27 protein-coding genes and 2 tRNA genes are annotated in these 26,648 nt (G+C 71.3%); 12 read left to right on the forward strand and 17 right to left on the reverse strand.

What is annotated here, in order from left to right:
• The gene (pta, locus tag FLP23_RS06560; protein WP_149325116.1) at positions 1-2,085 is read right to left on the reverse strand and encodes a phosphate acetyltransferase; all 2,085 of its coding nucleotides are present in this window, start codon (positions 2,083-2,085) and stop codon (positions 1-3) included.
• 106 nt (positions 2,086-2,191) lie between these two features.
• On the opposite strand from pta, the gene FLP23_RS06565 reads away from it, so the two are divergent.
• Both FLP23_RS06565 and FLP23_RS06570 read left to right on the forward strand, forming a co-directional pair.
• Positions 2,192-3,544 carry a sensor histidine kinase gene (locus FLP23_RS06565; RefSeq protein ID WP_149325117.1) on the forward strand — a complete coding sequence of 451 codons (1,353 nt, stop codon included), beginning with the start codon at positions 2,192-2,194 and terminating at the stop codon, positions 3,542-3,544.
• A 22-nt stretch (positions 3,545-3,566) separates the two neighbouring features.
• A complete protein-coding gene (locus FLP23_RS06570; RefSeq protein ID WP_149325118.1) occupies positions 3,567-4,211 on the forward strand; it encodes a response regulator transcription factor in 645 nt (214 codons plus the stop codon).
• Positions 4,212-4,229: 18 nt separating this feature from the next.
• On the opposite strand, the gene FLP23_RS06575 is transcribed toward FLP23_RS06570, so the two are convergent.
• From FLP23_RS06575 to FLP23_RS06605, 7 genes are all read right to left on the reverse strand, one after another.
• Positions 4,230-4,409, reverse strand: a complete 180-nt coding sequence (locus FLP23_RS06575; protein WP_149325119.1) for a DUF2510 domain-containing protein — start codon at positions 4,407-4,409, stop codon at positions 4,230-4,232.
• 143 nt (positions 4,410-4,552) lie between these two features.
• Positions 4,553-5,539, reverse strand: coding sequence for a hypothetical protein (locus FLP23_RS06580; protein WP_149325120.1), 987 nt, complete (start codon positions 5,537-5,539; stop codon positions 4,553-4,555).
• Between the two features lie 137 nt (positions 5,540-5,676).
• Positions 5,677-5,880: a cold-shock protein gene (locus FLP23_RS06585; RefSeq protein ID WP_149325121.1), complete on the reverse strand. Its 204-nt coding sequence runs from the start codon at positions 5,878-5,880 to the stop codon at positions 5,677-5,679.
• 26 nt (positions 5,881-5,906) lie between these two features.
• Positions 5,907-6,923, reverse strand: a complete 1,017-nt coding sequence (locus tag FLP23_RS06590) for a fatty acid desaturase family protein (protein WP_149325122.1) — start codon at positions 6,921-6,923, stop codon at positions 5,907-5,909.
• 224 nt (positions 6,924-7,147) lie between these two features.
• On the reverse strand, positions 7,148-7,549 hold the full coding sequence (locus FLP23_RS06595) for an arsenate reductase ArsC (protein ID WP_149325123.1): 402 nt from the start codon (positions 7,547-7,549) through the stop codon (positions 7,148-7,150).
• Entirely contained in the window at positions 7,546-7,896 is a 351-nt protein-coding gene (locus FLP23_RS06600; protein ID WP_149325124.1) for an ArsR/SmtB family transcription factor, read from the reverse strand. The genes FLP23_RS06595 and FLP23_RS06600 overlap by 4 nt, the downstream gene beginning before the upstream one ends.
• 334 nt (positions 7,897-8,230) lie before the next feature.
• Positions 8,231-8,304: transfer RNA gene (locus FLP23_RS06605), tRNA-Gly, on the reverse strand.
• Between the two features lie 166 nt (positions 8,305-8,470).
• On the opposite strand from FLP23_RS06605, the gene FLP23_RS06610 reads away from it, so the two are divergent.
• The 4 genes from FLP23_RS06610 to FLP23_RS06625 all read left to right on the forward strand — a co-directional run bounded on the left by FLP23_RS06610 (position 8,471) and on the right by FLP23_RS06625 (position 11,682).
• Positions 8,471-8,545 (forward strand) — tRNA-Pro (locus tag FLP23_RS06610).
• Between the two features lie 42 nt (positions 8,546-8,587).
• A complete protein-coding gene (gene tig, locus FLP23_RS06615) occupies positions 8,588-9,970 on the forward strand; it encodes a trigger factor (RefSeq protein ID WP_149325125.1) in 1,383 nt (460 codons plus the stop codon).
• Between the two features lie 97 nt (positions 9,971-10,067).
• Positions 10,068-10,586: a DUF1697 domain-containing protein gene (locus tag FLP23_RS06620; protein WP_149325126.1), complete on the forward strand. Its 519-nt coding sequence runs from the start codon at positions 10,068-10,070 to the stop codon at positions 10,584-10,586.
• Positions 10,587-10,683: 97 nt separating this feature from the next.
• Entirely contained in the window at positions 10,684-11,682 is a 999-nt protein-coding gene (locus FLP23_RS06625; protein WP_149325127.1) for an IS481 family transposase, read from the forward strand.
• Positions 11,683-11,787: 105 nt separating this feature from the next.
• Here the strand turns inward: FLP23_RS06625 and FLP23_RS06630 are convergent, their stop codons facing one another.
• On the reverse strand, positions 11,788-12,267 hold the full coding sequence (locus tag FLP23_RS06630) for a tetratricopeptide repeat protein (protein WP_149325128.1): 480 nt from the start codon (positions 12,265-12,267) through the stop codon (positions 11,788-11,790).
• Between the two features lie 252 nt (positions 12,268-12,519).
• Between FLP23_RS06630 and FLP23_RS06635 the strand changes: the two genes are divergently transcribed.
• Together FLP23_RS06635 and FLP23_RS06640 are read left to right on the forward strand one after the other, a co-directional pair.
• On the forward strand, positions 12,520-13,110 hold the full coding sequence (locus FLP23_RS06635) for an ATP-dependent Clp protease proteolytic subunit (RefSeq protein WP_149325129.1): 591 nt from the start codon (positions 12,520-12,522) through the stop codon (positions 13,108-13,110).
• Positions 13,111-13,181: 71 nt separating this feature from the next.
• Entirely contained in the window at positions 13,182-13,838 is a 657-nt protein-coding gene (locus FLP23_RS06640) for an ATP-dependent Clp protease proteolytic subunit (RefSeq protein ID WP_149326228.1), read from the forward strand.
• 83 nt (positions 13,839-13,921) lie between these two features.
• Here the strand turns inward: FLP23_RS06640 and FLP23_RS06645 are convergent, their stop codons facing one another.
• From FLP23_RS06645 to FLP23_RS06655, 3 genes are all read right to left on the reverse strand, one after another.
• Positions 13,922-14,500 (reverse strand): copper resistance CopC family protein, encoded by a 579-nt coding sequence (locus FLP23_RS06645; protein WP_149325130.1) that lies wholly within the window; start codon positions 14,498-14,500, stop codon positions 13,922-13,924.
• On the reverse strand, positions 14,497-15,228 hold the full coding sequence (locus FLP23_RS06650) for a YcnI family copper-binding membrane protein (protein ID WP_149325131.1): 732 nt from the start codon (positions 15,226-15,228) through the stop codon (positions 14,497-14,499). The genes FLP23_RS06645 and FLP23_RS06650 overlap by 4 nt, the downstream gene beginning before the upstream one ends.
• Before the next feature lie 73 nt (positions 15,229-15,301).
• Positions 15,302-15,898 (reverse strand): hypothetical protein, encoded by a 597-nt coding sequence (locus FLP23_RS06655; RefSeq protein WP_149325132.1) that lies wholly within the window; start codon positions 15,896-15,898, stop codon positions 15,302-15,304.
• A 113-nt stretch (positions 15,899-16,011) separates the two neighbouring features.
• On the opposite strand from FLP23_RS06655, the gene clpX reads away from it, so the two are divergent.
• On the forward strand, positions 16,012-17,289 hold the full coding sequence (clpX, locus tag FLP23_RS06660; protein ID WP_149325133.1) for an ATP-dependent Clp protease ATP-binding subunit ClpX: 1,278 nt from the start codon (positions 16,012-16,014) through the stop codon (positions 17,287-17,289).
• 75 nt (positions 17,290-17,364) lie between these two features.
• A complete protein-coding gene (locus FLP23_RS06665; protein WP_149325134.1) occupies positions 17,365-18,552 on the forward strand; it encodes a benzoate/H(+) symporter BenE family transporter in 1,188 nt (395 codons plus the stop codon).
• Here FLP23_RS06665 and FLP23_RS06670 read toward each other — a convergent pair.
• The gene (locus tag FLP23_RS06670; protein WP_149325135.1) at positions 18,500-18,952 is read right to left on the reverse strand and encodes an aromatic ring-opening dioxygenase LigA; all 453 of its coding nucleotides are present in this window, start codon (positions 18,950-18,952) and stop codon (positions 18,500-18,502) included. The two genes, FLP23_RS06665 and FLP23_RS06670, sit on opposite strands and share 53 nt — an antisense overlap.
• Positions 18,953-19,006: 54 nt before the next feature.
• Between FLP23_RS06670 and FLP23_RS06675 the strand changes: the two genes are divergently transcribed.
• Positions 19,007-20,242, forward strand: a complete 1,236-nt coding sequence (locus tag FLP23_RS06675) for an MFS transporter (protein ID WP_246139923.1) — start codon at positions 19,007-19,009, stop codon at positions 20,240-20,242.
• Here the strand turns inward: FLP23_RS06675 and FLP23_RS06680 are convergent.
• Entirely contained in the window at positions 20,235-22,262 is a 2,028-nt protein-coding gene (locus FLP23_RS06680; RefSeq protein WP_149325137.1) for a M3 family metallopeptidase, read from the reverse strand. The genes FLP23_RS06675 and FLP23_RS06680 overlap by 8 nt on opposite strands.
• Positions 22,263-22,375: 113 nt before the next feature.
• On the opposite strand from FLP23_RS06680, the gene FLP23_RS06685 reads away from it, so the two are divergent.
• Positions 22,376-23,179, forward strand: a complete 804-nt coding sequence (locus FLP23_RS06685) for a class I SAM-dependent methyltransferase (protein ID WP_149325138.1) — start codon at positions 22,376-22,378, stop codon at positions 23,177-23,179.
• Between the two features lie 45 nt (positions 23,180-23,224).
• Here the strand turns inward: FLP23_RS06685 and FLP23_RS06690 are convergent, their stop codons facing one another.
• The 3 genes from FLP23_RS06690 to valS are packed head-to-tail and all read right to left on the reverse strand — an operon-like array spanning position 23,225 to position 26,521.
• Positions 23,225-23,416 (reverse strand): hypothetical protein, encoded by a 192-nt coding sequence (locus FLP23_RS06690; protein ID WP_149325139.1) that lies wholly within the window; start codon positions 23,414-23,416, stop codon positions 23,225-23,227.
• On the reverse strand, positions 23,416-23,859 hold the full coding sequence (locus FLP23_RS06695) for a GNAT family N-acetyltransferase (RefSeq protein ID WP_149325140.1): 444 nt from the start codon (positions 23,857-23,859) through the stop codon (positions 23,416-23,418). The genes FLP23_RS06690 and FLP23_RS06695 overlap by 1 nt, the downstream gene beginning before the upstream one ends.
• Position 23,860: 1 nt before the next feature.
• Entirely contained in the window at positions 23,861-26,521 is a 2,661-nt protein-coding gene (gene valS / locus FLP23_RS06700) for a valine--tRNA ligase (protein ID WP_149325141.1), read from the reverse strand.
• Between the last annotated feature and the right edge of the window lie 127 nt (positions 26,522-26,648).

Consider the following 26,648-nt stretch of genomic DNA (forward strand, 5'->3'; position numbering starts at 1 on the left):
TCACGCGCGACCCTCCGCCTGGATCGCGGTGATCGCGATGGTGTTGACGATGTCGCGCACGAGGGCACCGCGCGAGAGGTCGTTGATGGGCTTCGCGAGACCTTGCAGCACCGGCCCGATCGCGACCGCGCCGGCGGATCGCTGCACCGCCTTGTAGGTGTTGTTGCCGGTGTTGAGGTCGGGGAACACGAACACCGTGGCGCGCCCCGCCACCTCGGATCCCGGCAGCTTCGAGGCGCCCACCGTGGGGTCGGCCGCGGCGTCGTACTGGATGGGGCCGGCCACCGGCAGTCCGGGCGCGCGCTCCTGCACGAGCAGGGTCGCCGCGCGCACCCGATCCACCTCGGCGCCCGAGCCCGACTCGCCGGTCGAGTAGGAGAGCATCGCCACGCGCGGCTCGATGCCGAACTGCCGGGCGGTCGCCGCGGAGGAGATGGCGACGTCGGCGAGCTGCTCGACGGTCGGCTCGGGGATCACCGCGCAGTCGCCGTACACGAGCACCCGGTCGGCGAGCGCCATGAGGAACACGCTCGACACGACCGAGACGCCCGGGGCGGTCTTGACGATCTCGAAGGCGGGCCGGATGGTGTGCGCCGTCGTGTGCCGGGCGCCCGACACCATCCCGTCGGCGAGGCCGAGATGCACCATGAGGGTGCCGAAGTACGACACGTCGGTGACGGTCTCGGCGGCCCGCTCGGCGGAGACCCCCTTGTGCGCGCGCAGCCGCAGGTATTCGCTCGCGAAGCGCTCGTGCAGCTCCGGGTCGCTCGTCGCGACGACACGAGTGTCCCCCAGCTCGAGCCCGAGCGCCGCCGCCCGGGCGTGCACGGCTTCCGGGTCGCCGAGGATCGTGAGGCGCGCGATGCGCCGGCTCACGACGATCGACGCGGCCTGCAGGATGCGGTCGTCGTCGCCCTCCGGCAGCACGATGTGCTTGTCGGCGGCGCGCGAGCGCTCGACGAGCATGTGCTCGAAGCGGATCGGTGTGACGACGTCGCTCGACGGCAGGCTCAGCAGTCGCACCAGCTCGGCGGCGTCAACGTGCTCGGCGAAGAGCGCCACCGCCCGCTGGTGCTTGGCGGGGGAGTCGGCGGCGAGGCGGCTGCGCGCCTGGGTGATGCGGACCGCCGTGTCGAAGGTGCCGAGCGTCGTCCGGGCGATCGGCAGCTCGGTGCCGAGACCGTCGATGAGTCGCTCGATCGCCGGGTCGATGGGGAAGCCGCCGTTCAGGATCACGCCCGTGAGCGCCGGGAAGGTCTGCGACAGCTGGGCCGCGAGGGTGCCGACGAGCACGTCGGAGCGGTCGCCCGGCACGACGACGATGCCGCCGGGGATGAGGCGCGGCAGCACGTTCGGCAGCGACATCGCGGCGATCGTCGTGCCGAGCACGGGCCGGTCGAGCGCGCGGTCGTCGCCGCGCAGCAGCTCCGCCTCGGCGGAGGCCAGCACCGTGCGCAGCAGGGGCGCCGCGAGTTCCCGGTCGTCGGCGATCGCCCACGCCGGAAGCCCCGTCGCCTCGGCGACGGCGTCCGCGATCGCGGCTCGCTCGCCCGGGTCGGCACGGTTGACGATCACGGCGAGCACCTCGGCGTGCTCTTGACGCAGCTCGCCGAGCGCGATCGCGGCGATCTCGGCGCACTGCTTCGGCGTGCGCGCGTCCTCGCCGTCGGGCTGGCGGCCCCCCGTCACGAGCACGACCGGGGCCGCGAGGTTGGCCGCGATGCGCCCGTTGGTGGACAGCTCGGTGGGGGTTCCCACATCCGTGTAGTCGGAGCCGAGGATGAGCACCGCGTCGCAGCGCTCCTCCACCTCCGCGAAGCGCTCCACGATCGTCGCGAGCGCCGCATCCGGATCCGCGTGCAGCGCGTCGTAGTCGACCCCGACGCAGTCCTCGTAGCTCTGTCCCGCGCTCGCGTGCGCGACGAGCAGCTCGAGCACGTAGTCGCGCTCCACATCCGCGCGCACGATCGGGCGGAACACGCCCACGCGCGGCACGCTCGCCCGGAGGGTCTCGAGGAGTCCGACCGCGACGGTCGACTTGCCGGTGCGCCCCTCGGCGCTCGTCACGTAGATGCGGGTCACCACGCTGCCCACGCTACGCGACGCACCTTTCACGAGGGTGGATAGCCCCACCCCGCATCCGTGCGCTCCCCGGATGCCGCGGACGGTCCCCGTCCGGAATGCTGGTGTCATGTCCGATACGCGTCGCGGTTACGGCCGCTACTGGGCGGGGCTTCTGCCCGAGCTCGGGTACCTGCTGCCGCTGCTGCCGATCGTCGTCACGGCGACCTCGGTGCTCATGACGCTGTTCTGGACGGGCGTCGGCATGATCCCGATCGTGATCGGCGTGTTCCTCGTGCTCGCGGCGCTGTTCACGGCGCGTGGCTTCGGGATCTTCGAGACCTGGCGACTGCGCGGCGCGCTGTTCCCCGCGATCGAGACCCCGCGCTGGGATCATCGCGCGCGTTCCGGCAGCACGGTCGCCAAACTGCTGGCGCCCGCCGTCGACGGCCACTACTGGCTGTACCTGCTGCACGGCGCGGTCGTGAACCCCATCGTCGGCATCGTCAGCTGGTCGATCACCATCGCCTGGCTCTCGGTGGGGCTCGGCGGGATCAGCTCCTGGCTCGTCCACCTGTTCATCCCGGAGGAGTACGACTGGTTGCCCGAGTTCGCGGCGCTGCTGCCGAACGACACGGTCCTGCCCGCGCTCGCCCTCAACCCGATCGCGATCGAAATCGCGAGCGCCGTCATCGGCGTCATCTTCCTGCTGACGCTGCCGTTCATCACGCACGGGCTCACCTGGACCCACCATGCGATCGCTCGCGGGATGCTGTCGCGATTCCGCGCGGAGGAGCTGAGCGTGCAGGTGGCCGACCTGTCGGCGTCCCGTTCCGCGGCGGTCGCGGCGGAAGGCACGGCGTTGCGCCGGCTCGAGCGCGACATCCACGACGGCCCGCAGCAGCGGCTCGTGCGCCTGCAGATGGACCTGTCGTCGGCCGAGCGCCAGCTCGACAAGGACCCGGATGCGGCGCGCGAGCTCATCGCGCAGGCGATGCAGCAGTCGAAGGACGCCCTCGAGGAGCTGCGCGCCCTGTCGCGCGGCTTCGCGCCGCCCATCCTGCTCGACCGCGGCCTCGTGGCGGCCCTCGAGTCGCTCGCGGTGCGCTCGCCCGTGCCCACCCACATCGAGAACCGGCTGCCCGCCGAGCTGACGCTGCCGCCCGAGCTCGAGCGCAACGCCTACTTCATCGCCGCCGAAGCGCTCACCAACGTCGCCAAGCACGCGCAGGCCGCGAACGCCTGGGTGCGGCTGGAACGGCACCAGGCGCCCGGCAGCGGGGTCGCCCTGTTGGCGGTCGTCGTGAGCGACGACGGCGTCGGCGGGGCGGCAGAGGCGGCCGGCCACGGGCTCGCCGGCATCGAGGAGCGCCTGCGCGGTCTCGGCGGCACGGTGCAGCTGTCGAGCCCGGTCGGCGGTCCGACCGTGCTCATCGCACAACTGCCGATCCTCGAGACCCCGCAGCCGGTGCCGGCCGCGTGATGCGTCTCGCTAGCCTGGGGGCATGAGCGTGCGCGTCGTGGTCGCCGATGACTCGGTTCTGCTGCGGGAGGGGCTCGTCCGCGTGCTCGAGGAGGCCGGCCACGAGGTGGTCGGCGCCTACGGCGACGCCGAGGAGCTGCTCGCGGCGGCCCCCGCACTCAGCCCCGAGCTCGCGGTGCTCGACGTGCGGATGCCGCCCACCTTCCGGGACGAGGGCGTGCGCGCCGCCATCCGGCTGCGCGAGCTGCTGCCGAGCACCGGCATCCTGCTGCTGTCGCAGTACGTCGAGGTCGCCTACGCCCAGGAGCTGCTCGGATCGGGTGGCGGGGGCGTCGGGTACCTCCTGAAGGACCGTGTGGCGTCGCTCGCCGAACTCACCGACGCCATCGACCGCATCGCGGTGGGCGGCACCGTGCTCGACCCGGAGGTCGTGGCGCAGCTGATCGGCCGACGTCACGACCCGCTCGCCTCCCTCACCCCGCGTGAGGGCGAGGTGCTTCAGCTGATGGCGGAGGGCCGCAGCAACGCCGCGATCGCGGCGCAGCTGTTCATCGGTGTGGGCGCCGTGGAGAAGAACGTCACGGCGATCTTCGGCAAGCTCGGGCTCGAGGACTCCGGATCCGACCACCGACGGGTGCTGGCGGTCGTCGCCTGGCTGCAGCGCTGAGGCGCCGCGGCGAGCTGCCTACGCGACCGAGCTGTGCCCGGCGTGGACGTCGGTCGTCCAGGTCTGCAGTTCGGTGCGGTTCTCCTGGATGTGGTTCGTCCAGGCGATGCCGTTCCACCAGCGCAGCTGGGGGATGCCGAGCGGGTCACGGTACCACCCGGCGGGGGCGGCGGTCGCGGAGGGGTTCACGACGGTCATAGGAGGGCTCCTGGGGGACGGGTTCAGCCGCGAGCAGGGGGGTGGAGCGGTGCGGCTGACCAGATGCTACTGCCCCCCATATGCGGGGGGCAATGGCATCCGGCGAATTGCTCCCGGGCGAGTCCTCGGTTCGTCATCCGGCGTCATCTGGGGGACGCGATCGCGTCCTCACGCGACGCGTCGGCGGCGCGGGTTCGCTCCCGTCGGCCGCCGGCGAGGCTCAGCAGGATCCCGGCCGCGACGGCGACGGATATCGCTCCGCCTGCCGTGAGGGTGAGCGCATCCGGGTGCACGATGGACTGCCCGCGCAGGGCCTGCCAGGTGACGAGGGCCACGACGCCCGCGTAGCCCGCCGTGACCGTCCAGACGAGGCCGACCCGGGTGCGCAGACTCCGGAACACGGCGACGCGCGCGGCGGCCAGCTCGATGAGGATGAGTGCGAGCGGGATGAGCTGAAGGGCGTGCATGCCGATGAAGTGCGGGATGCGCAGGTCGCCGTGCTCGGTCGACCAGCCGAGGATGGGCAGGCCGGGCCCGCCGTCCTCGGCGCCGACCGTGTGGGCGCCGATGATGTCGCTCTCGGCGGCGAGCTGCGCGTCGGTCGGCAGGGTCATCAGGAAGCCGAGGCCGAGCCCGACGAGGCTCAGGACCGAGCCGGCGCGCACCGCGAGCGTGCGGGCGCCATCCCGCCCGGGGGTGAACCACAGCACGACCGCCGCGACGAGCGTCGCGAGCCACAGCACCATGATCGCGGTGCCCATGATCGACCACAGGGTCTCGTCGAGCGGGTTGGCGTTGTTGTAGTGGCTGCGGTGACCGCGCGCCACCTGCAGGGTGATGATCCCGAGCTCGAGGATGAGCGTCACCGCGATGACGGTGCCCGCCCACCACGCGATGCGGCGGAAGCGCCGCAACTGGCCGATGAGCCACGCCCAGGTGACGGCGTAGATGAGGATCGACAGCCCGAACTTGAGGGCCTTCGCCCACACGGGTGCGCCGACGAGTTCACGCGGGTCGACGACGAGGCCGACGATCGCGGTGGCGCTCACGAGCGCCGACGCGATCGCGAGGGCGATGAGCGGACGGTGCCAGCGGATGCGGTCGGGGCGTTCGCGGGGGGTGGTGGACATGGCGTCTCCTCGTGGTGGGCGGCCCGGTTTCCGGGCTCGAGGCGACGCTATGAAGAGGGGGCGCACCGGCATCAGCCGGTGCGCCCCCGAGTGCGCGGAGGGTCAGCCCCCTCGCGTGGAGGAGGCTGACCGGCGGATCAGGCCGCCGAGATGTTCTCGGCCTGCGGGCCCTTGGGCCCCTGGGTGGTGTCGAACTTCACGCGCTGACCCTCGTCGAGGCTGCGGTGACCGGAGCCGGCGATTGCCGAGTAGTGAGCGAAGAGGTCGGCGCTGCCGTCGTCGGGGGCGATGAAGCCGTATCCCTTGTCGGCGTTGAACCACTTCACGGTTCCGGTGGACATGGTGTTTCTCCTTTGGTTGAAGCGCGTCAGACGCGCCGGTACTGAGCCGCCAGGGGGCAGGCGAACGGGTCGGGGGCGGCCAGCCCGACGCGATGCATGTAGCGCACGACATGGAGGTGCGCTCGTCCGAGCGTCATCTCCGTGTACGGGATCCCGTTCTCGCGGCAGTGCTCGCGCACGAGTGCGCGCGCCTTCGCGAGCTGGGGTCGTGCCATGTTGGGGAAGAGGTGATGCTCCACCTGGTAGTTGAGCCCGCCGAGCAGGGCGGAGGCCCACACTCCGCCGCTGATGTTGCGCGAGGTGCGCACCTGCTTGGTGAAGAAGTCGAGCTTCGCCTCGGCGGGGATGATCGGCATCCCGGTGTGGTTCACGGCGAAGGCGGTGCCCATGTAGAAGCCGAAGACGGCCAGCTGCACCCCGAGGAAGGCGAACGCCATCCCGACCGGGAGCACCCAGAAGATCACGCCGAGGTAGATCGTGAACCGCAGGGCGATCATCCCGAGCTCGAACCAGCGGCCCTCGACCCGGCGGCGCTCGACGAGGGAGCGGATGGAGTGCACGTGCAGGTTGAGGCCCTCGAGCAGCATGAGCGGGTAGAACAGCCAGCCCTGGTGGCGCATGATCCAGGCGGACAGGCCGCGCTGGCTCGCCGCCGACTGCTCGGTGAACGCGACCGTGTCGATCTCGATGTCGGGATCCTTGCCGACGCGATTGGGGTTGGCGTGATGGCGGGTGTGCTTCGTCATCCACCACTGGTAGCTCATGCCCACGAACAGCACGACCACGAGACGACCCAGCCGGTCGTTGGCGGGGCCGGAGCTGAGCACCTGGCGATGCGAGGCCTCATGGGCGAGGAAGGCGCCCTGCGTGAAGATGATGCCGAGCGCGCCCGCGATGAGCAGCTGATACCAGCTCTCGCCGAACAGCACGAAACCGGTGATGGCGCCCCCGAGGGCCAGCAGCAGGCCGATGCCGAGCGAGAGGTAGAAGAGGTGGCTGCGTTTGAGCAGGCCCGCGTCCTTCACCTGGCGGGACACCGTCATGAAGCTGCGGATCGGGTCGATCGCGTCGTCGCCGCGAGGACGCGTCTCGCGGATGCGTCCGGATCCGATGGTCGGGGTGAGGGAGGAGATGGGGTGTCCGTCCGCTTGGCAGCCCGAGAGCGGGCCAGATGAGAGCCAAGGGCAGATCGCCGGTCGACTTGATTGAGCCTACTCCGCGGTATATGCCGTGAGGCTGTGAGAGCGCCGGGGATCGGCCGGGCCCGCTACTCGGCCAGCACGTCGGCGACGAGCGCCTCGACGCGGGCACGGATCTCGTCACGGATGCCGCGGACCGTCTCGAGGTCGCGGCCGGCCGGGTCGGCGAGCTCCCAGTCCTCGTAGCGCGTGCCGGGGAACACCGGGCAGCTGTCGCCGCAGCCCATCGTGATGACCACATCCGAGGCGCGCACGGCATCCGGGTCCAGCAGTTCGGGGACGGCTCCCGCGATGTCGATGCCCTCCTCGGCCATCGCCGCGACGGCGACGGGGTTGAGGCTGTCGGCCGGCTCGCTGCCCGCCGACAGCACGCGCACGCGCTCGCCCGCGAATGCGCGCAGATAGCCGGCCGCCATCTGCGAGCGGCCCGCGTTGTGCACGCACACGAAGAGCACCGTCGGGGTGCTCACACGAGCACCGGTTCGGCGAGCGGACGCGTGACGGCGTCGAGCGATCCGGGGACGAGACGGAAGTACGCCCAGGTGCCGCGCTTGCTGCGGCTGAGGAACCCGCTCTCGACGAGCACCTTGAGGTGGTGCGACACGGTCGGCTGGGTGAGGCCGAGCGGTCCGGGCAGCTCGCACACGCAGATCTCGCCGTCGTCGGCGGCCGCGATGAGCGACAGGATGCGCAGTCGGGCCGGATCGGCGAGCGCCTTGAGGGAGCGCGCGAGCGTCTCGGCGTCGTCGGCGCCGAGCGGGAACTCGGCGAGCGGGGGGCAGCACGGCTCGCCCTGGATGGTCGCGACGGGGATCACGGGACGAGTCTACATCGATCAGAGTCAATATTGACAGTCATCGATATTAGCGCGACCCTCGAGGCATCGAGAGCGAAGGGGGTGACTGATGAACGAGTGCTGCGATCCGCTGCTGTACGACCCGCTGCTGTGCGACCCGACCGTGCCCGGCTCCTGCGAGCCCGGCTGCTGCTGAGGGGCGGCCGCGTTGCAGAAGCAGGCTGGATCGTCGTCTCGCGCCCGCAGCGGCGCTCGAATGCACGATCCAGCCTGCTTCTCCGACGAGTTCCGCGAGGTGCGCGGACGCACCCGGCACGCGGCGCGTGGTGAAGGAACCGCCTGTGGAGGGGATGAGTGGAGGGGATGACGGGAATCGAACCCGCGTAATCAGTTTGGAAGACTGAGGCTCTACCATTGAGCTACATCCCCGCAGCGCCATACATCGCACGGCGCAACCCCGCGAGTCTACCGTAGGGCCGAGGGGCGCCGATCACCCGGGCCAGCGCGATCCGGCTAGACTGTGCGAGGCCGTTTTCGGGCCGGACGTCGCTCCGTCACCCCGCCCGACAGCCGGTTGGGATGAGGCCCGGACATCCGGGGCGTAGCTCAGCTTGGCTAGAGCGCCCGCTTTGGGAGCGGGAGGTCGCAGGTTCAAATCCTGTCGCCCCGACGGAACATCAGCGAAACCAACACCCCCAGGAGAAACATCCCCATGGTCACCACGACCGTCGAGAAGCTCTCGCCCACGCGCGTCAAGCTCAACATCACCGTGACGCCCGAGGAGCTCAAGCCCTCGATCGAGCACGCCTACAAGCACATCGCGGAGCAGGTGAACATCCCCGGCTTCCGCAAGGGCAAGGTGCCGCCGCCCATCATCGACCAGCGCGTCGGTCGCGCCGAGGTGCTCAACCACGCCGTCAACGAAGGCCTCGAGCGCTTCTACCGCGAGGCCGCCAACGACGAGAAGGTGCGCCCGCTCGGCCGCCCCGAAGCCGACGTCACGACGTGGCCCAGCGAGAAGGACTTCTCGGGCGACCTGGAGTTCACCGTCGAGGTCGACGTGCGCCCCGAGTTCGAGGTGCCGGCGTACGAGGGCCTCACGGTCGAGGTCGAGACCGCCAAGGTCGGACCGGACGAGGTGGAGGCCGAGCTCGACAACCTCCGCAGCCGTTTCGGCACGCTCGTGACCGTCGACCGCCCCGCCAAGGCCGGCGACTTCGCCCAGCTCGACCTCGTCGCCACGATCGGCGGCGAGCAGGTCGACACGGCCTCCAACATCTCCTACGAGATCGGTTCCGGCGAGCTCATCGACGGCATCGACGAGGCGCTCGACACCCTCACCGCGGGCGAGTCGACCACCTTCGAATCCGACCTCGTCGGCGGCGACCACCAGGGCGAGAAGGCGCAGATCGCCGTCACCCTGCTGTCGGTGAAGGAGCGCGAGCTTCCCGAGGCCGACGACGACTTCGCCCAGATCGCCTCGCAGTTCGACACGATCGGCGAGCTCCGCAAGGACATCAAGGAGCAGCTCGAGCGCTCGGCCGAGTTCGGCCAGGCGGCCGCCGCCCGTGACAAGCTCGTCGAGCTGCTCGTGGAGAAGGCCGACATCCCGGTGCCGCAGAGCCTCATCGACCAGGAGGTGCACCGCCACCTCGAGAACGAGAACCGTCTCGAGGATGACGTGCACCGCGCCGAGGTCGCCGAGGAGAGCGAGAAGGTGTTCCGTCGTCAGCTGCTGCTCGACGCGATCGCCGAGGCGGAGGGCGTGAAGGTCAGCCAGAACGAGCTCACCTCGTACCTCGTGCAGGCCTCCGCCCAGTACGGGATGGAGCCGGGCGAGTTCATCCAGGCGATCGGCAACTCGGGCCAGCTGCCGGCGATGGTCGGCGAGGTCGCCCGCTCGAAGGCGATCGCGGTCGCCCTCGGCAAGGCGAAGGTCGTGGACGAGAAGGGCAAGGCGGTCGACGTCTCGGCCCTCACGACCGCGGTGCTCGGTGACGGATCCGACGACTCGGAGATCATCGAGGAGACCGACCTGACCGGCATCGACCACGACGACCACGAGGGTCACGACCACGAGGGTCACTCCCACTGAGTCCTCTGCTGAGGGGTCGCGAACGGCGCTCGACACGGCGTGTCTCGAGCAGTTCGCGGCCCCTCACGCATACCCGGAGTGCGCGTAGCGTGGAAGCATGACGCGGTACGTGGTGCTGTTGCGCGGGGTCAACGTCGGCGGGGTCACGGTGCGGATGGCCGAACTGCGCGAACTGCTCGAGAGCCGCGGGTTCGCCGGGGTGACGACGGTGCTCGCGAGCGGCAATGCGCTCGTCACGAGCGACGCGACGGGCGCGGAGGTGAAGGCGGACATCGAGGCGGCTCTCCGGGAGCGCTTCGGCTACGACGCCTGGGTGCAGGTGCTCACGGTGGATGCGCTGCGCGCGATCGTCGAGGCCTATCCGTTCGCTCGGGCGCGCGACGGCTGGCACGACTACGTCATGTTCGTGCTCGACGCCGGCGTCGCGACGGCGCTGCTCGCGTGCGAGCTCGACCCCGCCCACGAGCAGGCGGCGGCTGGCGACGGCGTCGTCTACTGGACCGTGCCGAAGGGCGACACCCTCGACTCCGTACTCGGGAAGGCCACCGGCAAAGCCGCCTACAAGCCGCACCTCACGGTGCGCAACGTCAACACCCTCGAGAAGCTGCTCGCCTAGCTGTTCTTCCCCGACACGTTGTGAACGGCTGAGGTGAGCGAAGACCTCCGGGAACGATGTGGGTAACCACACTCAGATCGTTTCCACGGAGGTCTTCGTGACTCACGCTAACGCGCCGTTTACTCCGGAGGGCAGGGCGCGCCTTGCTCGTCTCATCGTCGATCAGGGCTGGCCGGTGCGGCGGGCTGCTGAGCGGTTCCAGTGCTCCCCGGCGACGGCTTCCCGTTGGGCGTGCCGCTACCGCGCCGGGCTGCCGCTGACCGATCGCAGCTCCCGACCGCACCGCAGCCCGTCGCGCTCGTCCCAGCGACTCGAGCGACGCATCGTCGCGTTGCGCTTCACCCGCCGTTGGGGTCCGCACCGCATCGGCTATCACCTCGGTGTTCCCCGCTCGACGGTCGGACGCGTTCTCGCCCGCTATCGGATGCCGCGACTTGTCCACGTCGATCAGGCCACCGGGCTGCCTGTTCGCGCGCCGAAGCCGGTCCGCTACGAGGTCGCCGCGCCGGGAGAGCTCGTCCATGTCGATATCAAGAAACTCGGTCGCATCCCGGATGGCGGCGGCTGGCGCATCCATGGTCGCGGTTCGACCCAGGATCGACGAGCCGGCTCGGCCCGGGATCGAGCCGCACGTCGCGGCGCGTCCCCTTCGCGCGGCTACACCTTCCTGCACCACGCGGTCGATGACCACTCCCGGCTCGCCTACTCCGAGCAACTCCCCGACGAACGCAAAGAGACCGCGGCCGGCTTCTGGCTCCGAGCCGCAGCGTTCTTCGCCGAGCACGGCATCACCGTCACCGCCGTGATGACCGACAACGGCTCCTGTTACCGATCACGCGCCTTCGCCGCCGCACTCGGCAACATCCAGCACCGCTGGACACGCCCCTACCGGCCGCAGACCAACGGCAAGGTCGAACGCTTCAACCGCACCCTCGCCACCGAGTGGGCCTACGCCGAGGCATACTCATCCGAGGCCACCCGCTCAGCCACCTACGCCGACTGGCTCCATCACTACAATCACCACCGACCCCACACCGGAATCGGCGGTCTCGTCCCCGCAGCCCGCGTTCACAACCTCACGGGGAAGAACACCTAGCCCGTCGGCGCCCTCAGAAATGCAGGAGATCCGCCGCCCTCGGGCCGCGACGGCCGCGGAACGGGCGCAGCATCCTCAGATCTCCTGCATTTCTGAGGCACGCGGTCAGCGCTCGAGGACGGCGTCCGCGTAGGCGTGCAGGCTGCGCCGATAGCGGGGCAGGTGCGGCGTGAGGGTGTGTAGGAGGCTCGCGACCGCCTCGACCGGGCGACCCAGGTCCACGAGGGCGAGCGCCGCGAAGGCGACCGCCGCATCCGCCAGCTCGTCGTCCGGGCGTGGCTCGAACTCGGCGCGCAGCAGCTCGAGCGACTCCTCGGGGCGCCCCAGGTTGCGCACCGTGCTCGCGAGCTGGATGACGCATTGCGCGCGCTCCGACTCCGGCAGCCCGGCCGCGAGAGCCGCACGGTAGAACCCCTCGGCCCCGGCCTCGTCGCCGGTCGCGTCGCGGGCGCCGCCGCGCTCGAACAGGGCGAGCGGGTCCTCGGGCCGCTCGGCGGCGACCTCGTCGATCCGCCGCACGAGCTCGGCATCCTCCAGCCGATCCGCCTCGGCCCACACCGCCGCCATACGCACACGCCACTCCATCCCTCGAGGCTATGCGCCGTGCGCGCATCTCAGAAATGCAGGAGATCCGCCCCCCGGGAGCAGCGGATGCGCCGGATGCCGCCGACCGGGTGCGGGAACTCCTGCATTTCTGGGGTGGGAGGGCGCCCGAACGCGCGCGGGACGACGCGCACTCTGCCCAGGGCGAACACGGCAGAGCGGCTCATGGCCCGCCGGTAGATTCGTGAGCGACATCGACACCGTGCCGATGTCACGGATCAAGGAGTTCCTCCCATGGCTGAACCGGCATTCCCGCCGAGCGTCTTCGACCGCCTCCTGAAGGACCGCATCATCTGGCTCGGCTCGGAGGTGCGCGACGACAACGCCAACGAGATCGCGGCGAAGCTGCTGCTGCTCGCCGCCGAGGATCCCGAGAAGGACATCTACCTCTACATCAACAGCCCCGGCGGCTCCATCACCGCGGGCATGGCGATCTACGACACGATGCAGTTCATCCCCAACGACGTCGTCACCGTCGGGATCGGCATGGCGGCCTCGATGGGCCAGCTCCTGCTGACCGCCGGCACCAAGGGCAAGCGCTACATCACGCCCAACGCGCGCGTGCTGCTGCACCAGCCGCACGGCGGATTCGGCGGCACCAGCTCCGACATCCAGACGCAGGCGGCGCTCATCATCGACATGAAGAACCGCCTCGCCGCCATCACCGCCGAGCAGACCGGCAAGACGGTCGAGCAGGTCAACGCCGACGGCGACCGCGACCGCTGGTTCACCGCCGAAGAGGCACTCGCCTACGGCTTCGTCGACCACATCCGCGCCTCGGCGGCGGATGTCGTGGGCGGCGCCGGAACCGGCGACAAGAAGTAAGCGCGAGAGAGAAGAAGGACACCCAGATGGACACCCCCACCTTCATGTCGGGCGGCGACCTGGCCGACCGCATGCCGCAGTCGCGCGCTCTGCCGTTTGGTTCGCCCGAAGCCCGATACATCCTGCCGAGCTTCGAGGAGCGCACCGCCTACGGCTTCAAGCGCCAGGACCCGTACGCGAAGCTCTTCGAGGACCGCATCATCTTCCTCGGCGTGCAGGTCGACGACGCCTCCGCGGACGACGTCATGGCCCAGCTCCTCGTGCTCGAGAGCCAGGACCCGGATCGCGACATCGTCATGTACATCAACTCGCCCGGCGGCTCGTTCACGGCCATGACGGCGATCTACGACACGATGCAATACATCCGTCCGCAGATCCAGACGGTCGTGCTCGGCCAGGCCGCCTCGGCCGCCGCCGTGATCCTCGCCGCCGGCACGCCCGGCAAGCGCCTCGCGCTGCCGAACGCCCGTGTGCTCATCCACCAGCCCGCCGTCGGCGAGGCCGGACGCGGGCAGGCGTCGGACATCGAGATCCAGGCGAAGGAGATCCTGCGCCTGCGCACCTGGCTCGAGGAGACGCTCTCGCGTCACTCCAACCGCAGCCAGGAGCAGGTGAACAACGACATCGAGCGCGACCGCATCCTCTCGGCGGATGAGGCGCTCGAGTACGGCCTCATCGACCAGGTGCTGTCGAGCCGCAAGAGCCTGCCGGCGCTCACGAAGGCCTGAACCTCCGGGGGTGCGGGCCCCGGCTCCTCGGTCTCGATACACCGCCTTCGGCGGCACTCGACCAGCGGAGCGGGGGCCCGCACTCACGCGCGTGGGCGACGACGCGTCGCGAGCACCGCGATCCCGACGGACACGGCGGCGAGGGCGAGCGCGCCCACGAGCCACAGGATGTCGGTGAGCGGGAACGCGAACTCGGGCTCTGTCGGCGACTCGGCCTCCGCGGGCGGCGCACCGCAGCCGGGCGGTGTGCTCGTCCCCGTGCCGGTGGCGGCACCCGTCCAGCGGAACGGCACCTCGCCGCCCACCGGGTGCCCGTCCTCCGAGACCACCTGCCATTCGAGCACGTAGTCGCCGGCCGCGCCGATCGCCGCGGGGGTCGACATCGTGGCATCCACGATCGTGACGCAGCCGTCGCCGTAGTAGCGTCCGTCGGTGCCGCGGATGCGCAGCGCGAACGCCGCGTCGCCCGCGCCGGCGAGCAGCGGCTCATTCATCGTGACCGAGAACTCGGCGGGCAGTTCGGCGAGCGTCTCGCCGTCCGCCGGCGTGGAGTCGACGAGCACACTGTGCGCGAAGGCGGGGGGCGCGGCGACGAGGGCGGCCGCGAGGCTCGCGGCGGCGACCGCCGCCACGAGCGCTGCCGTCCGCAGCCGTCGCGTCATGATCCGCTCGCGGCGTTCGCGCGGCGGCGCCACCCGATCGCGAGCGTCACCCCCACGGCACCTACCGCGAGCCCGGCGACCCCGAGCACGCGGGCGAGCACGTCGACCGGTGCCGGCCCGGCGGCGTCCGGCTCCGCCGACACCTCCGGGGCGGCGGGTTCGTCATCCGAGCCGCCCCCGTGGTGGTCGGTCTCGGGGGCATCGTTCACGTAGAGCACGGGGGCCGGGCGTTCTGCGCCCTCGGCCGTTCCGCTCCACGAGACGACGGAGCCGTCGCTGTAGCCCTGGTCGACGGGCAGCGCGAGATGGCCGACATCGGGCACCGGCCCGAGCGACACGGGGAAGAGCCCCAGCTCGCCGTCGCGGATGCCGCCTCCGGCATCCGCCGTCCAGACGATGCTCGTGACCGCCTCGGTGAGCTCGGTCTCGCCCACCGTGACGGGCGCGGGAAGGGTGGTGCGCACGAGTTCCGCCGTCCAGCCGGGCACGGGGACGGTGCGCACGCTCGCGAACGGGGTGTCGGCGGGCAGAGTGAGGGTGAGCGTCGTCGTCGAGGCGTCGGCGGACTCGGTGGGCACCGTGAAGGTGAGCAGCGCGTAGCTGCCGGGTGCGGCGGTGTTCGTCTCGAGGGTGACGTGGGCGCTCGCCGAGAGCGGCGCCGCGAGGGCGAGGGCGGCGGCCCCGGCGAGGGCGGCGAGGGCGGCGGGGCCGCGACGGATGGTGGACATGGTGATGCGTCTCCTGACGGTGGGGTTCGATTCGGTCGGTCGCGTGCCTGGGGCGACCGGCGAACCGATCGCGTCAGGCCAGGGCGGCCGGGGGACCGCGGCGCGCGACCGCTCCGCGCAGGGGGGCGGGGAGCAGGCGGACGGTCGGGGAGGCGGCGAACGGCGTCGCGGCGGAGGCGGGGGTCGGCAGTCGCAGGGCGAGCGCGCGGAGGGCACGCACGGCGGCGTGCTCGAGCAGCAGCCACACCCTCCGCTCGAGGTGGCGCAGATACAGCACGGTGAGCACGCCGGCCGCGAGGTGCGCGAGCCACATGGCGCCGCCGCCGTGCGCGAGGGCGTCGTCGGGGTCGGCGACGATCGCGACGATCGTGTCGTGGTGGTGGCCGCCGTGCCCGACGACCGTCCCGGCGCCGCCCAGCAGCGAGAAGCCGAGGTGGAAGGCGAGTTGCCCCACCGCGACCCCGAGGGCGGTGCGCATCAGCGGTGTCCGCCGAGCCGAGGTGCGGCCCACCGCGATCGTGCCGACGAGGCTCGCGAACATCCCGCCGACGAGCAGCGCGATCGGGGCGGGCACCGTTCCCCCCGCCCCGCTGTGCGAGAGCGCCGCGACGAGCGTCGCGACGGTGCCCAGCAGCGTGCCGCGCGCGAGGCGGGCGGCGCGGGGGTTCATGCATCCAGGCTAGTCGGGCGGATCCGGCGCGCCGTGACGCAATATCGCGGGAACGCGGATGGACGTCACCGGGACGGGTTAGGCTTCCGATACTGCTTCGGAGGGAGACCGGCATGGCACGCATCGGTGAGAGCGCCGACCTGCTGAAGTGCTCCTTCTGCGGCAAGAGCCAGAAGCAGGTGCAGCAGCTCATCGCGGGCCCCGGCGTGTACATCTGCGACGAGTGCGTGGAGCTCTGCAACGAGATCATCGAGGAGCGCCTCGCCGAGGCGGGCGAAGAGGTCTCGAGCGAGTTCGACCTCCCGAAGCCGAAGGAGATCTTCTCCTTCCTCGAGGAGTACGTGATCGGCCAGGAGGCCGCCAAGCGCGCCCTCTCGGTGGCCGTCTACAACCACTACAAGCGCATCCGCGCACGTCAGACCCTCGCCCCGGCGGATGCCGTGCTCGACGACGTCGAGATCGCCAAGTCGAACATCCTGCTGATCGGCCCGACGGGCTGCGGCAAGACCTACCTCGCCCAGACCCTCGCGAAGCGCCTCAACGTGCCGTTCGCGGTCGCGGATGCCACGGCCCTCACCGAGGCCGGCTACGTCGGGGAGGATGTCGAGAACATCCTGCTGAAGCTCATCCAGGCGGCCGACTACGACGTGAAGCGCGCCGAGACGGGCATCATCTACATCGACGAGGTCGACAAGATCGCCCGCAAGGCCGAGAACCCCTCGATCACGCGCGACGTCTCGGGCGAGGGCGTGCAGCAGGCGCTGCTGAAGATCCTCGAGGGCACGGTCGCCTCGGTGCCGCCGCAGGGCGGCCGCAAGCACCCGCATCAGGAGTTCATCCAGATCGACACCACGAATGTGCTGTTCATCGTGGCGGGTGCTTTCTCGGGGCTCGAGGACATCATCTCGGCGCGCGTGGGACGCCGCGGCATCGGCTTCGGTGCTCCGCTGCACTCCAAGCGCGACGAGTCGATGCTGTTCAGCGAGGTGCTCCCGGAGGACCTGCACAAGTTCGGCCTCATCCCCGAGTTCATCGGCCGCCTGCCGGTCGTGACGACGGTGACGCCGCTGGACCAGTCGGCGCTCATGCAGATCCTCACCGAGCCGAAGAACGCGCTCGTGCGCCAGTACCAGCGCATGTTCCAGCTCGACGGTGTGGAGCTGGAGTTCGACGAGGCCGCCCTGGAGGCGATCGCCGATCTCGCGGTGCTGCGCCAGACGGGTGCCCGTGGGCTGCGCGCGATCCTCGAGGAGGTGCTCGGGCCGATCATGTTCGAGGTGCCGTCGAGTGACGAGGTGGCGCGCGTGGTGGTCACCAAGGAGGCCGTGATCGACAACGCGGCGCCGACGATCGTGCCGCGCCCGGCGCGTCGTGCGGAGAAGTCCGCGTAGCTCGCCATCCTTCGGCGCCACCCGTGCGCCGGTGGCCGTCGTCATCGACGGCGCCCGCCCCTAGGCTCGTTCCCCATGAGCGCCCGCGACTTCGCCCAACCGATCGGCGCGGGCGTCGTGGGGGCCGTGACCGGCTTCGCGAGCTCCTTCGCGCTCGTCGTGGCCGGCCTGGGGGCGGTCGGGGCGAGCCCGACGGACGCGGCATCCGGGCTGCTGGCGTTGTGCCTCATGCAGGCGGTGCTCGCGATCGTGCTCGGGCTGCGCTATCGGATGCCGTTGAGCTTCGCCTGGTCGACCCCGGGCGCGGCGCTGCTCGTGGCCGCCGAGGGCACCATCCACGACTACCGGGCGGCGGTCGGCGCCTTCCTGCTGTGCGGTGTGCTCGTGCTGCTGACCGGGCTCTGGCCGTGGCTCGCCCGTGCGATGACGCGCATCCCGCGGCCGATCGCGAGCGCGATGCTCGCGGGCATCCTGTTCCCGATCTGCATCGCGCCGGTGCTCGCCGCGGTGCAGCTGCCGGCGCTCGCGGTGCCCGTGGTCGTGGTGTGGCTCCTGCTCGCCCGGCTCGCGCCGCGCTGGGCGGTGCCGGGTGCCGTGGTGGCCACGGTCGTCGTGGTCATCGTCTCGGGCGAGGGGGCGGATCTCGCCGCGGCGGAGCTGTGGCCCACCATCACCGTCACCTGGCCGACGCTGGATCCGGCCGTGCTCGTGAGTCTCGGCATCCCGCTGTACGTCGTGACGATGGCGGGGCAGAACGTGCCCGGCTTCGCGGTGCTCACGACCTTCGGCTACCCGCATCCGCCGGCTCGGGCGATTCTCGCGAGCACCGGCGCGGTCACCGCGGCGGGCGCCGTGTTCGGGGGCTACACGGTGAACCTCGCGGCGATCACGGCCGCGCTCATGGCGGGACCCGACGCGCATCCGGACCGCGACCGGCGCTGGGCGGCCTCGGTCACCGCAGGCGTGGTCTACCTCGTGCTGGGGCTCGGCGCGGGCGCCGCGACGGTGCTCGTGGCGGTGAGCCCGCCGATCCTCATCACGGCGGTCGCCGGCCTCGCGCTGTTCGGCGCCTTCGCGACCGCGGCGACGGCGGCGCTCGAGGAGCCGTCCAGCCGCATCGTCGCCGTCGTCACCTTCCTCGTGGTGGCGTCGGGTGTCACGATCGCGGGGATCGGTTCCGCGTTCTGGGGTCTCGTGGTGGGCGGCGTCCTCATGCTGTGGCTGACGGCACCAGGCCGCGCAGCGCGAGTCCGAAGAGGATGAACAGCACGCCGAGCCCGGCGGCGAGTGCCGCGATGCCGAACGACACGACCGAGGTGAACAGCGAGGCGCGCAGGAACGAGGCGTTCGCGACGGTGGCGCGCCGCGGGTCGTCCTGGTCGAGCTGGGCGTAGGTCTTGCCGTCGGCGAGTTCGAGGGCGTGCTGCTGGATGATGTCGGCCTGGATGTAGGCGTCGATCGGGCCGTCGACCACCTTGCCGGAGAAGGCGATGGCACCGTCCGGGATGACGATGTTCTCGGCCCGGAGCTGGGTCGACACGGCCACCCACACCGCGACGGCGGCGACGATCAGCAGGATGCCGCCCAGGATCCCGGCGAGGCCGATCAGTCGGATGAGGCCCGCGCGGCGAGCGGGCAGGTCGACGGTGGTCTCGGCGGTCATGGTGGACTCCCCCTCGGAATGGACCCGGTCGGTCTCGAAGGTAGCGTTGCAGGAGTGCGACTCGCTACGACCTTCTCCGACCCGGTCCTGCGGGCGCTGACGGTCGCGACCCTCGTCGCCACCACCGGGCGCGGCATCAGCCTGACCCTCGTGGTGCTCTATCTGACGCTCGTCGTGGGTCTGCCCCCCGCCCAGGTGGCGCTGCTGTTCACGATCGGCGCCGCCGTCGCGGTCGGGGCCTCGTACCTCGGCGGCCGGCTCGCCGATCGCTGGTCGGCCCGCCGGATGCTGGTCGCGAGCATGGTCGTGACGGGCGTCGCGCTGCTGTGCTACGTGCTCGTGACCGGGTTCTGGTCGGCGCTCGCGGTGACGGTCGTCGTCGGGGCGGGGATCGCCTGGAGCGGATCCGTGCGCGCCGCGATCATCGCGCGCGCCTTCTCCGGTCCCGCCCGGGTGACGAGTCGCGCGGTGCTGCGGATGGTCACCAACATCGGGATCTCGCTCGGCGCGGGGCTCGCGGCGGTCGCCCTCGCGGTCGGCTCGCCGCTCGCCTACCGGGTGGTGCTCGCGGTGGGCGGAGTCGCCTACGCGGCGTGCGCGCTGCTGCTGACGCGGCTGCCGAGCACGGTCGACGCCGCTCGGGTCGTGGAGCGTTCGGCGGACGGCACGGTGCCCGGCCGCTCGCCGTGGCGGGATCCGCGCTATCTGGCGTTCACGGCGCTCGCCTCGGTGTTCGCGATCCAGTTCGGTCTCGCCGAGGTCGGGGTGCCGCTGTGGCTCGCGCATGACACGGTCGCGCCGGAGTTCCTGCTGTCGGTCATGCTCATCACGAACACCGTCCTCGTGATCGTGCTGCAGGTGCCGCTGTCGCGGGGGACGCACGACTTCCGTCGGGCGGGTGCCGTGACCGCGGTGTCGGGGGTGCTCATGGCGGTCGCCTGCGTGCTGTACGGCGCCTCGGGGGGTGCGGCGCTCGCCGCCGCCGTCGTGCTGCTGCTGGCGGCGGCCGTCGCGCACGCCTTCGCCGAGATCCTCTCCCAGGCGGGGGCGTGGGGGCTGAGCTTCGAGCTCGCGGACCCGGACCGCGCCGGCGCCTACCAGGGGGTGTATTCGATGGGCTTCTCGGTGGCGTCGCTCGTCGCACCGCTCGTCATCACGGTGACGGCGCTCGACCACGGTCTGGCCGGCTGGCTCGTGCTCGGCGGGCTCTTCCTCGCCTCCGCCGTCGGCGTCACCGCGATCGCCTTCGCGGCATCCACGGCGACCCGCCGTCCGGCGGCGATCAGCTGAGGCCGCGGCGCTCCAGCAGCGGGGTGAGCTCCGGGTCGCGCCCGCGGAAGTCGCGGAACGCGGCGAGCGGATCGCGCGTGCCCGCCACCTGCAGCAGCCGGCGGCGGAAGCGCTCCCCGTTCTCCCGGGTGAGTCCGCCGTTCTCGCGGAACCATTCGACGGTGTCGGCGTCGAGCACCTCGCTCCAGATGTACGAGTAGTAGCCGGCGTCGTAGCCGCCCGAGAACACGTGGGCGAAGTAGCCGGTCGCGTAGCGCGGCGGGATGGCATCGTCGGCGAGACCCGCCGCGGCGAGGGCCGCCGCCTCGAACGCGGCGACATCCGTCACCGCGGCGGCCTGCTCGACGTCGAGGGTGTGCCAGGCCTGGTCGAGCAGCGCCGCCTGCAGGTATTCGCTCGTCGCGAAGCCCTGACCGAAGCGCTCCGCATCCCGCAGGCGCTGGGCGATCGCGGGGTCGAGCGGTTCGCCCGTGTCGACGTGTCGCGCGTAGTTCTCCAGCACCTCGGGCCACATGGCCCACATCTCGTTCACCTGGCTCGGGTACTCGACGAAGTCGCGGAACACGCGGGTGCCGGCGAGGCTCGGGTAGCCCGCGTGGGCGAACAGCCCGTGCAGGGCGTGCCCGAACTCGTGGAAAAGTGTCTCCACCTCGTCGAGCGTGAGCAGGGTGGGCTGGCCTTCGGCGGGGCGCGGCACGTTGAGGTTGTTGGTGACGACCGGGGGATGCCCCAGCAGTGCGGAGCGCGAGACGAGGGAGTTCATCCAGGCGCCGCCGCGCTTGCTGTCGCGCGTGTACAGGTCGAGCAGGAACAGCCCGAAGGGGCCGTCGTCGTCGCTCACCTCGAACACGCGCACCTCGGCGTTGTAGCCGGCGAGGTCGCTGCGCTCGGTGAAGTGCAGGCCGTAGAGGCGTTCGGCGGCGAAGAACACGCCATCCTGCAGCACCCGCTCCGCCTCGAACCAGGGGCGCAGCGCCGCGGTGTCGAGCGCGTAGCGCTCGCGCCGCACGGCTTCGGCCGCGAAGGCCCAGTCGGATGCCGTGATCGCGGCACCCGTCACCTCCGTCAGCTGCGCCTGCTCGGCGGTGGCATTGCGGGCCGCGGCGGGGGCGAGCCGGCCGAGCAACTCGGCGACCGCCGCGGGGGAGCCGGAGGTCTCATCCGCGGTGACGACGGAGGCGTGGTCGCGGAAGCCCAGCAGCCGGGCCCGCTCGGCGCGGGCGCGCACGAGCTCGAGCACGAGCTCGCGGTTGTCGTGGTCGCCGCCGCGGGTGCCGCGGGCGCGGGATGCCGCCATGATCCGCACGCGGGTCTCGGGCACCTCGATCGCCGCGAGCCACGGGTGACCCGTGAAGAGCACGAGCGTCACGAGCCAGCCGTCGAGCCCGCGCGCGGCGGCTGCTTCGCGCGCCGCCGACAGCTCGCCGGACGCGAGCCCGGCGAGCTCCGCCTCGTCCGTCACGTGCACCGCGAGCTCGTTGGTGTCGGCGAGCAGGTTCTTCTCGAAGCGCGTCGTGAGGGTCGAGATGGTCTGGTTGAGCGCGCGCAGCCGCTCCTTGTCTGCCTCGGCGAGCCCGGCGCCGGCGAGGGTGAGCTCGATGTGTCGGCGCTCGACGAGGTAGGCCTGTTCCGCGTCGAGCGGCGCCGTGCCGTCGAGGTGGGCGTTGCGGATGGCATCGATGCGCGCATAGAGGGCGGGATCGAGCGCGATGGCGTCGTGGTGCGCGGCGAGGCGCGGTGCGAGCTGCTCCTCGAGCTCCTGGATGGCGTCGGTCGTGTCGGCCGAGGCGAGCGTGTAGAAGACCGTCGCCACCCGATCCAGGATCGCGCCGGATCGCTCGAGCGGAACGATGGTGTTCGCGAAGCTGGGCGACTCGCTCTGCGCGGTGATCGCGGCGAGCTCGTCGAGCTGTTCGCGCATCCCTTTCTCGAACGCGGGCAGGAAGTGCTCATGACGGATCGCGGCGAAGTCGGGCAGCAGGTAGGGGAGGGTGCTCTCGGCGTCGAAGGGGGTCTCCATCCGGCCAGCCTATGATCTGTCGGCGAAACTCCGACGGGGGCGGGGCCTCGCCTGCACGGTGCAGGCGTGGCCCCCTCCAGGTCGGAGTTCGCGCGGTCGATAGATTGGACGGCATGAGCAGCGAGCACTACACCCACGGCCACCACGAGAGCGTGCTGCGCTCGCACATCTGGCGCACCGCGCTCAACTCGGCGGCGTACCTGCTTCCGCACCTGCGGCCGGGCATGAAGCTCCTCGACGTGGGTGCCGGCCCCGGCACCATCACGGTGGACCTCGCCGAGCTCGTGGCGCCCGGCCTCGTGATCGGTGTCGACGCCTCCGCCGAGGTGGTGGCACAGGCGACAGCGCACGCGGCCGAGCGCGGGGTCACCAACGTGGAGTTCCGGGTGGGGGACGCCTACGCGCTCGACTTCGCCGACGGCTCCTTCGACGTCGTGCACGCCCACCAGGTGCTGCAGCATCTGGCCCGGCCCGTGGAGGCGCTCGCCGAATGGCGCCGCGTGGTGGCGGACGGCGGGCTCGTCGCGGCGCGCGACGGCGACTACGCGGGCGCGATCACCTATCCGCAGACCCCTGGCCTCGTCTCGTGGGCGGCGCTCTACCAGCGAGTGCATCGCTCCAACGGGGGAGAGCCGGATGCGGGTCGGCGCCTGAAGGCATGGGCGCGCGCCGCCGGGTTCGGTGCGGTCGAGGCCTCCGCTTCGGTGTGGTGCTTCGCGACCGACGACGAGCGCGCCTGGTGGGGCGGCATGTGGCGGGACCGCGTGCTGGCCTCCGCGTTCGCGGGCGACGCGCTCGGCAAGGGTTTCGCCGTGCAGGGCGATCTCGAGGCGATCAGTGTCGCCTGGGCGCAGTGGGCCGAGGATCCGGACGGTTGGATGGCGTTCCCGCACGGCGAGATCCTCGCCACCCGCTGATCGAGATCCGCCGGATCGAGTGCCGCCGAAGGCGGTGTGCCGAGGTCAGCCCCGCAGCACGGTCCCGTCGTCGAGTTCCACGACGGGCCGTCCCTCGAGCCAGGTGAGCGTCCAGCGCCACTGCGTCGTGTCGACGTCCTCGAGCTCCGCCTCCACCTCGCGGATGCGCGCCACGAGCTCCTCCGACACCCTCGCCGGCACCTCGCCGCCGACCGGCCACCGCGTTCCGAGCTGCATCAGCGGCGGATCTCGTAGGTGATCCAGTGCCCGCGGGTGGCGACCTTGTCGTAGAGCGCCTGCGCGACGGTGTTGGTGTCGGCGGTGATCCAGCGCAGCGACCCGCCGCTGCCGGCCGCCATCGACGCGAGCGCCTCGATGAGGGCGCGCCCCGCCCCGGTGCCGCGCACGGCGGGGTCGACGTACAGGTCGTCGAGGTACCAGTCGCGGCCGCCCGAGAAGGTGTCGGGATGCGAACGCCAGTGCGCGATGCCGATCACCCCGCCGTCGCGTTCGGCGACGAGGGCGTCGATGCCGGAGCCGTCGGCGAGCAGCAGCGCCCAGACCCGGTCGAGCACCTCGTCGCTGAAATCGGTCTCGTAGAAGGCCCCGTAGGCGCGGAACAGTTCGCGCCAGCGCGCCGCGTCGCTCCCGGCGATCGGCCGCACGCTCGTCTCGGCCATCTCAGGCCTCCGCGGTCTCGGCGAGCACGACATCCGTCACGGCCACCTCGTCGGCGACCACGAGGTCCAAGCGGGCGATCCGTCCGACGGCGCGCAGGTCATCCGCCGCCTGCGCGAGGATCGCGGGACCGGCGAGGGTGGCCGAGAGCACCTCGGTCTTCTGCGAGGCCTTCGCCTCGGTCTTGGCGCGGCGGATGCCGATGAGCGCGGCGCTCACGGCCGGCAGCAGGCCGCGCGGCTCGGCGGTCACGCCGAGTTCGAGCGCGGTCGGCCAGGCGGCGGTGTGCACCGATCCCTCGTGGGTCCAGCGCCACACCTCCTCGGTGGCGAACGGCAGCACCGGCGCGAGCAGCCGCAGCAGCACGTCGATCGCGGTGCGCAGGGCGGCCACCGCGGACGCCTGCGCGGCGCCTTCGCCCGTGTAGGCGCGCTCCTTCACGAGTTCGAGGTAGTCGTCGCAGAAGGTCCAGAAGAACTGCTCGGTCACCTCCAGCGCGCGGGCGTGGTCGAACTCGCGGTAGGCGCGCGTCGCCTGTTCGATGACCACGCCGAGCTCGGCGAGCAGTTCGGCATCGAGCGGTTCCGTCACCCGAGGCGATCGAGGAGCGCCCGGTGCAGCCGGACGCGTCTCGAGATCACCGGTGGCCTCGAGACGCGTCGCTTCGCGGCGCTCCTCGACCACCTCGTTCGTCGGGAACGAGTACACGAACTTCGCCGCGTTGAGCACCTTGATCGCGAGCCGTCGCCCGATCTTGATCTGCTTCGGGTTCTGCGGGTCGAAGGCCGCATCCGTGCCGAGCTTCGACGAGGCCGCCCAGTAGCGCACCGCATCCGAGCCGTGCTCGTCGAGCAGTCCCTGCGGGGTGACGACGTTGCCCTTCGACTTCGACATCTTCTTGCGGTCGGGGTCGACGATGAAGCCCGAGATGCCGGCGTGCCTCCACGGGGTCTCGCCGTGCTCGAGCTGGGCGCGCAGCACGGTGGAGAACAGCCAGGTGCGGATGATGTCCTGGCCCTGCGAGCGCAGCGCGTACGGGAACACCAGCTCGAACAGCTCCGGGTCGGTGCCCCAGCCGCCCGCGATCTGCGGGGTGAGGCTCGAGGTGGCCCAGGTGTCCATGATGTCGAGCTCGCCCACGAATCCGCCGGGCACGCCGCGCTGCGACTCCTCGAATCCGGGCGCGGGATCCGAGGACGGGTCGACGGGCAGCTGCTCCTCGGACGGCACGATCGGCCGCTCGCGCAGCACCTCGCCGTTCTCGTCGAGCGGGTACCAGACCGGGATCGGCACGCCGAAGAAGCGCTGGCGCGAGATGAGCCAGTCGCCCGTGAGCCCGCCCACCCAGTTCTCGTAGCGCACCCGCATGAAGTCGGGGTGGAAGTCGATCGCACGGCCCGCGGCGAGCAGGCGCTCGCGGAGGGCCTCGTCGCGGGCGCCGTTGCTGATGTACCACTGGCGGGTGGAGACGATCTCGAGAGGCTTGTCGCCCTTCTCGAAGAACTTCACCGGGTGGGTGATCTTGCGGGGCTCCCCGATCAGGTCGCCCGATTCGGCGAGCAGCTCCACGATGCGCGCCTTCGCGCTGAACACGGTCTTGCCGGCGAGCTCGGCGTAGGCGGCGCGGCCGGCATCCGTGAACAGCTCCTGGGCGGGCGACTCGGCGAGGATGCGGCCGTCGAAGCCGATGATGGCGCGGTTGGGCAGGTCGAGCTCGCGCCACCACACCACGTCGGTCACGTCGCCGAAGGTGCAGATCATGGCGATGCCGGATCCCTTGTCCTTCTGGGCGAGGTGGTGGGCGAGCACGGGCACCTCGACGCCGAACAGCGGCGTGGTCACGGTGGTGCCGAAGAGCCCCTGGTAGCGCTCGTCGTCGGGATGCGCGACGAGGGCGACGCACGCGGGCAGCAGCTCGGGGCGGGTGGTCTCGATCTCGATCGTTCCGCCGTCCGGGCGGTGGAACGAGACCCGGTGGTAGGCGGCGGGCTGCTCCTTGTCCTCGAGTTCGGCCTGGGCGACGGCGGTGCGGAAGGTGATGTCCCAGAGCGTGGGGGCGTCCGCCTGGTAGGCCTCGCCGCGCGCCAGGTTGCGCAGGAAGGCCCGCTGGGCGGCGCGCTGGGCCTCGTCGCCGATGGTGCGGTACGTGAGCGACCAGTCGACCGAGAGCCCGAGGGTGCGCCACAGCTCCTCGAACTGCTTCTCGTCTTCGGCGGTGAGGCGCTCGCACAGCTCCACGAAGTTGCGGCGGGAGATCGGCTGCTGTTCGGCGGCCTTGCCGGAGGTGCCTTCGCCGCCCTCCTGCGGGGGCACGAAGTCGTGCACGTAGGGCAGGGAGGGGTCGCAGCGCACGCCGTAGTAGTTCTGGACGCGGCGCTCGGTGGGCAGGCCGTTGTCGTCCCAGCCCATCGGGTAGAAGAGGTGCTTGCCGTTCATCCGCTGGAAGCGGGCGGCGAGGTCCATGTGGGTGTAGCTGAAGACGTGGCCGATGTGGAGGCTGCCGGATGCGGTGGGCGGCGGGGTGTCGACGCTGAACACGGCGTCCTTGCCGGCGGCGAGTGCGGCATCCCGATCGAAGCGGTAGGTGCCTTCGCGCTCCCAGACCTCCCGCCAGGTGCTCTCGAGTCCTTCGAGGGCGGGCTTCTCGGGGATCGCGTGACTCATCGGGGCTCCGATCGCTATGGGCGGCACCGCGTCGGGGGTGCCTGAGTGTGGGTTGTCGCCCGATTCTACCCGCGTCGTCCGGGATCCCGTGGATGCGCATTGTGATAGTTGAAATAGAAGAATAGGA

It is taken from the genome of Protaetiibacter larvae (assembly GCF_008365275.1).
In the GTDB taxonomy this organism is placed as follows: Bacteria; Actinomycetota; Actinomycetes; order Actinomycetales; family Microbacteriaceae; genus Homoserinibacter; species Homoserinibacter larvae.

Coding starts and splice junctions, on each gene's coding strand:
- FLP23_RS06685 (WP_149325138.1), top strand. CDS start 22,376: ATGAGCAGCGAGCACTACACCCACGGCCACCACGAGAGCGTGCTGCGC.
- FLP23_RS06650 (WP_149325131.1), bottom strand. CDS start 15,228: ATGTCCACCATCCGTCGCGGCCCCGCCGCCCTCGCCGCCCTCGCCGGG.
- FLP23_RS06670 (WP_149325135.1), bottom strand. CDS start 18,952: ATGACCGCCGAGACCACCGTCGACCTGCCCGCTCGCCGCGCGGGCCTC.
- FLP23_RS06635 (WP_149325129.1), top strand. CDS start 12,520: ATGGCTGAACCGGCATTCCCGCCGAGCGTCTTCGACCGCCTCCTGAAG.
- FLP23_RS06655 (WP_149325132.1), bottom strand. CDS start 15,898: ATGAACCCCCGCGCCGCCCGCCTCGCGCGCGGCACGCTGCTGGGCACC.
- valS (WP_149325141.1), bottom strand. CDS start 26,521: ATGAGTCACGCGATCCCCGAGAAGCCCGCCCTCGAAGGACTCGAGAGC.
- FLP23_RS06575 (WP_149325119.1), bottom strand. CDS start 4,409: ATGACCGTCGTGAACCCCTCCGCGACCGCCGCCCCCGCCGGGTGGTAC.
- FLP23_RS06680 (WP_149325137.1), bottom strand. CDS start 22,262: ATGGAGACCCCCTTCGACGCCGAGAGCACCCTCCCCTACCTGCTGCCC.
- FLP23_RS06585 (WP_149325121.1), bottom strand. CDS start 5,880: ATGTCCACCGGAACCGTGAAGTGGTTCAACGCCGACAAGGGATACGGC.
- tig (WP_149325125.1), top strand. CDS start 8,588: ATGGTCACCACGACCGTCGAGAAGCTCTCGCCCACGCGCGTCAAGCTC.
- FLP23_RS06630 (WP_149325128.1), bottom strand. CDS start 12,267: ATGGAGTGGCGTGTGCGTATGGCGGCGGTGTGGGCCGAGGCGGATCGG.
- FLP23_RS06580 (WP_149325120.1), bottom strand. CDS start 5,539: ATGTCCACCACCCCCCGCGAACGCCCCGACCGCATCCGCTGGCACCGT.
- FLP23_RS06590 (WP_149325122.1), bottom strand. CDS start 6,923: ATGACGGTGTCCCGCCAGGTGAAGGACGCGGGCCTGCTCAAACGCAGC.
- FLP23_RS06640 (WP_149326228.1), top strand. CDS start 13,182: ATGCCGCAGTCGCGCGCTCTGCCGTTTGGTTCGCCCGAAGCCCGATAC.
- FLP23_RS06665 (WP_149325134.1), top strand. CDS start 17,365: ATGAGCGCCCGCGACTTCGCCCAACCGATCGGCGCGGGCGTCGTGGGG.
- FLP23_RS06695 (WP_149325140.1), bottom strand. CDS start 23,859: ATGGCCGAGACGAGCGTGCGGCCGATCGCCGGGAGCGACGCGGCGCGC.
- FLP23_RS06645 (WP_149325130.1), bottom strand. CDS start 14,500: ATGACGCGACGGCTGCGGACGGCAGCGCTCGTGGCGGCGGTCGCCGCC.
- clpX (WP_149325133.1), top strand. CDS start 16,012: ATGGCACGCATCGGTGAGAGCGCCGACCTGCTGAAGTGCTCCTTCTGC.
- FLP23_RS06620 (WP_149325126.1), top strand. CDS start 10,068: ATGACGCGGTACGTGGTGCTGTTGCGCGGGGTCAACGTCGGCGGGGTC.
- FLP23_RS06690 (WP_149325139.1), bottom strand. CDS start 23,416: ATGCAGCTCGGAACGCGGTGGCCGGTCGGCGGCGAGGTGCCGGCGAGG.
- FLP23_RS06570 (WP_149325118.1), top strand. CDS start 3,567: ATGAGCGTGCGCGTCGTGGTCGCCGATGACTCGGTTCTGCTGCGGGAG.
- FLP23_RS06565 (WP_149325117.1), top strand. CDS start 2,192: ATGTCCGATACGCGTCGCGGTTACGGCCGCTACTGGGCGGGGCTTCTG.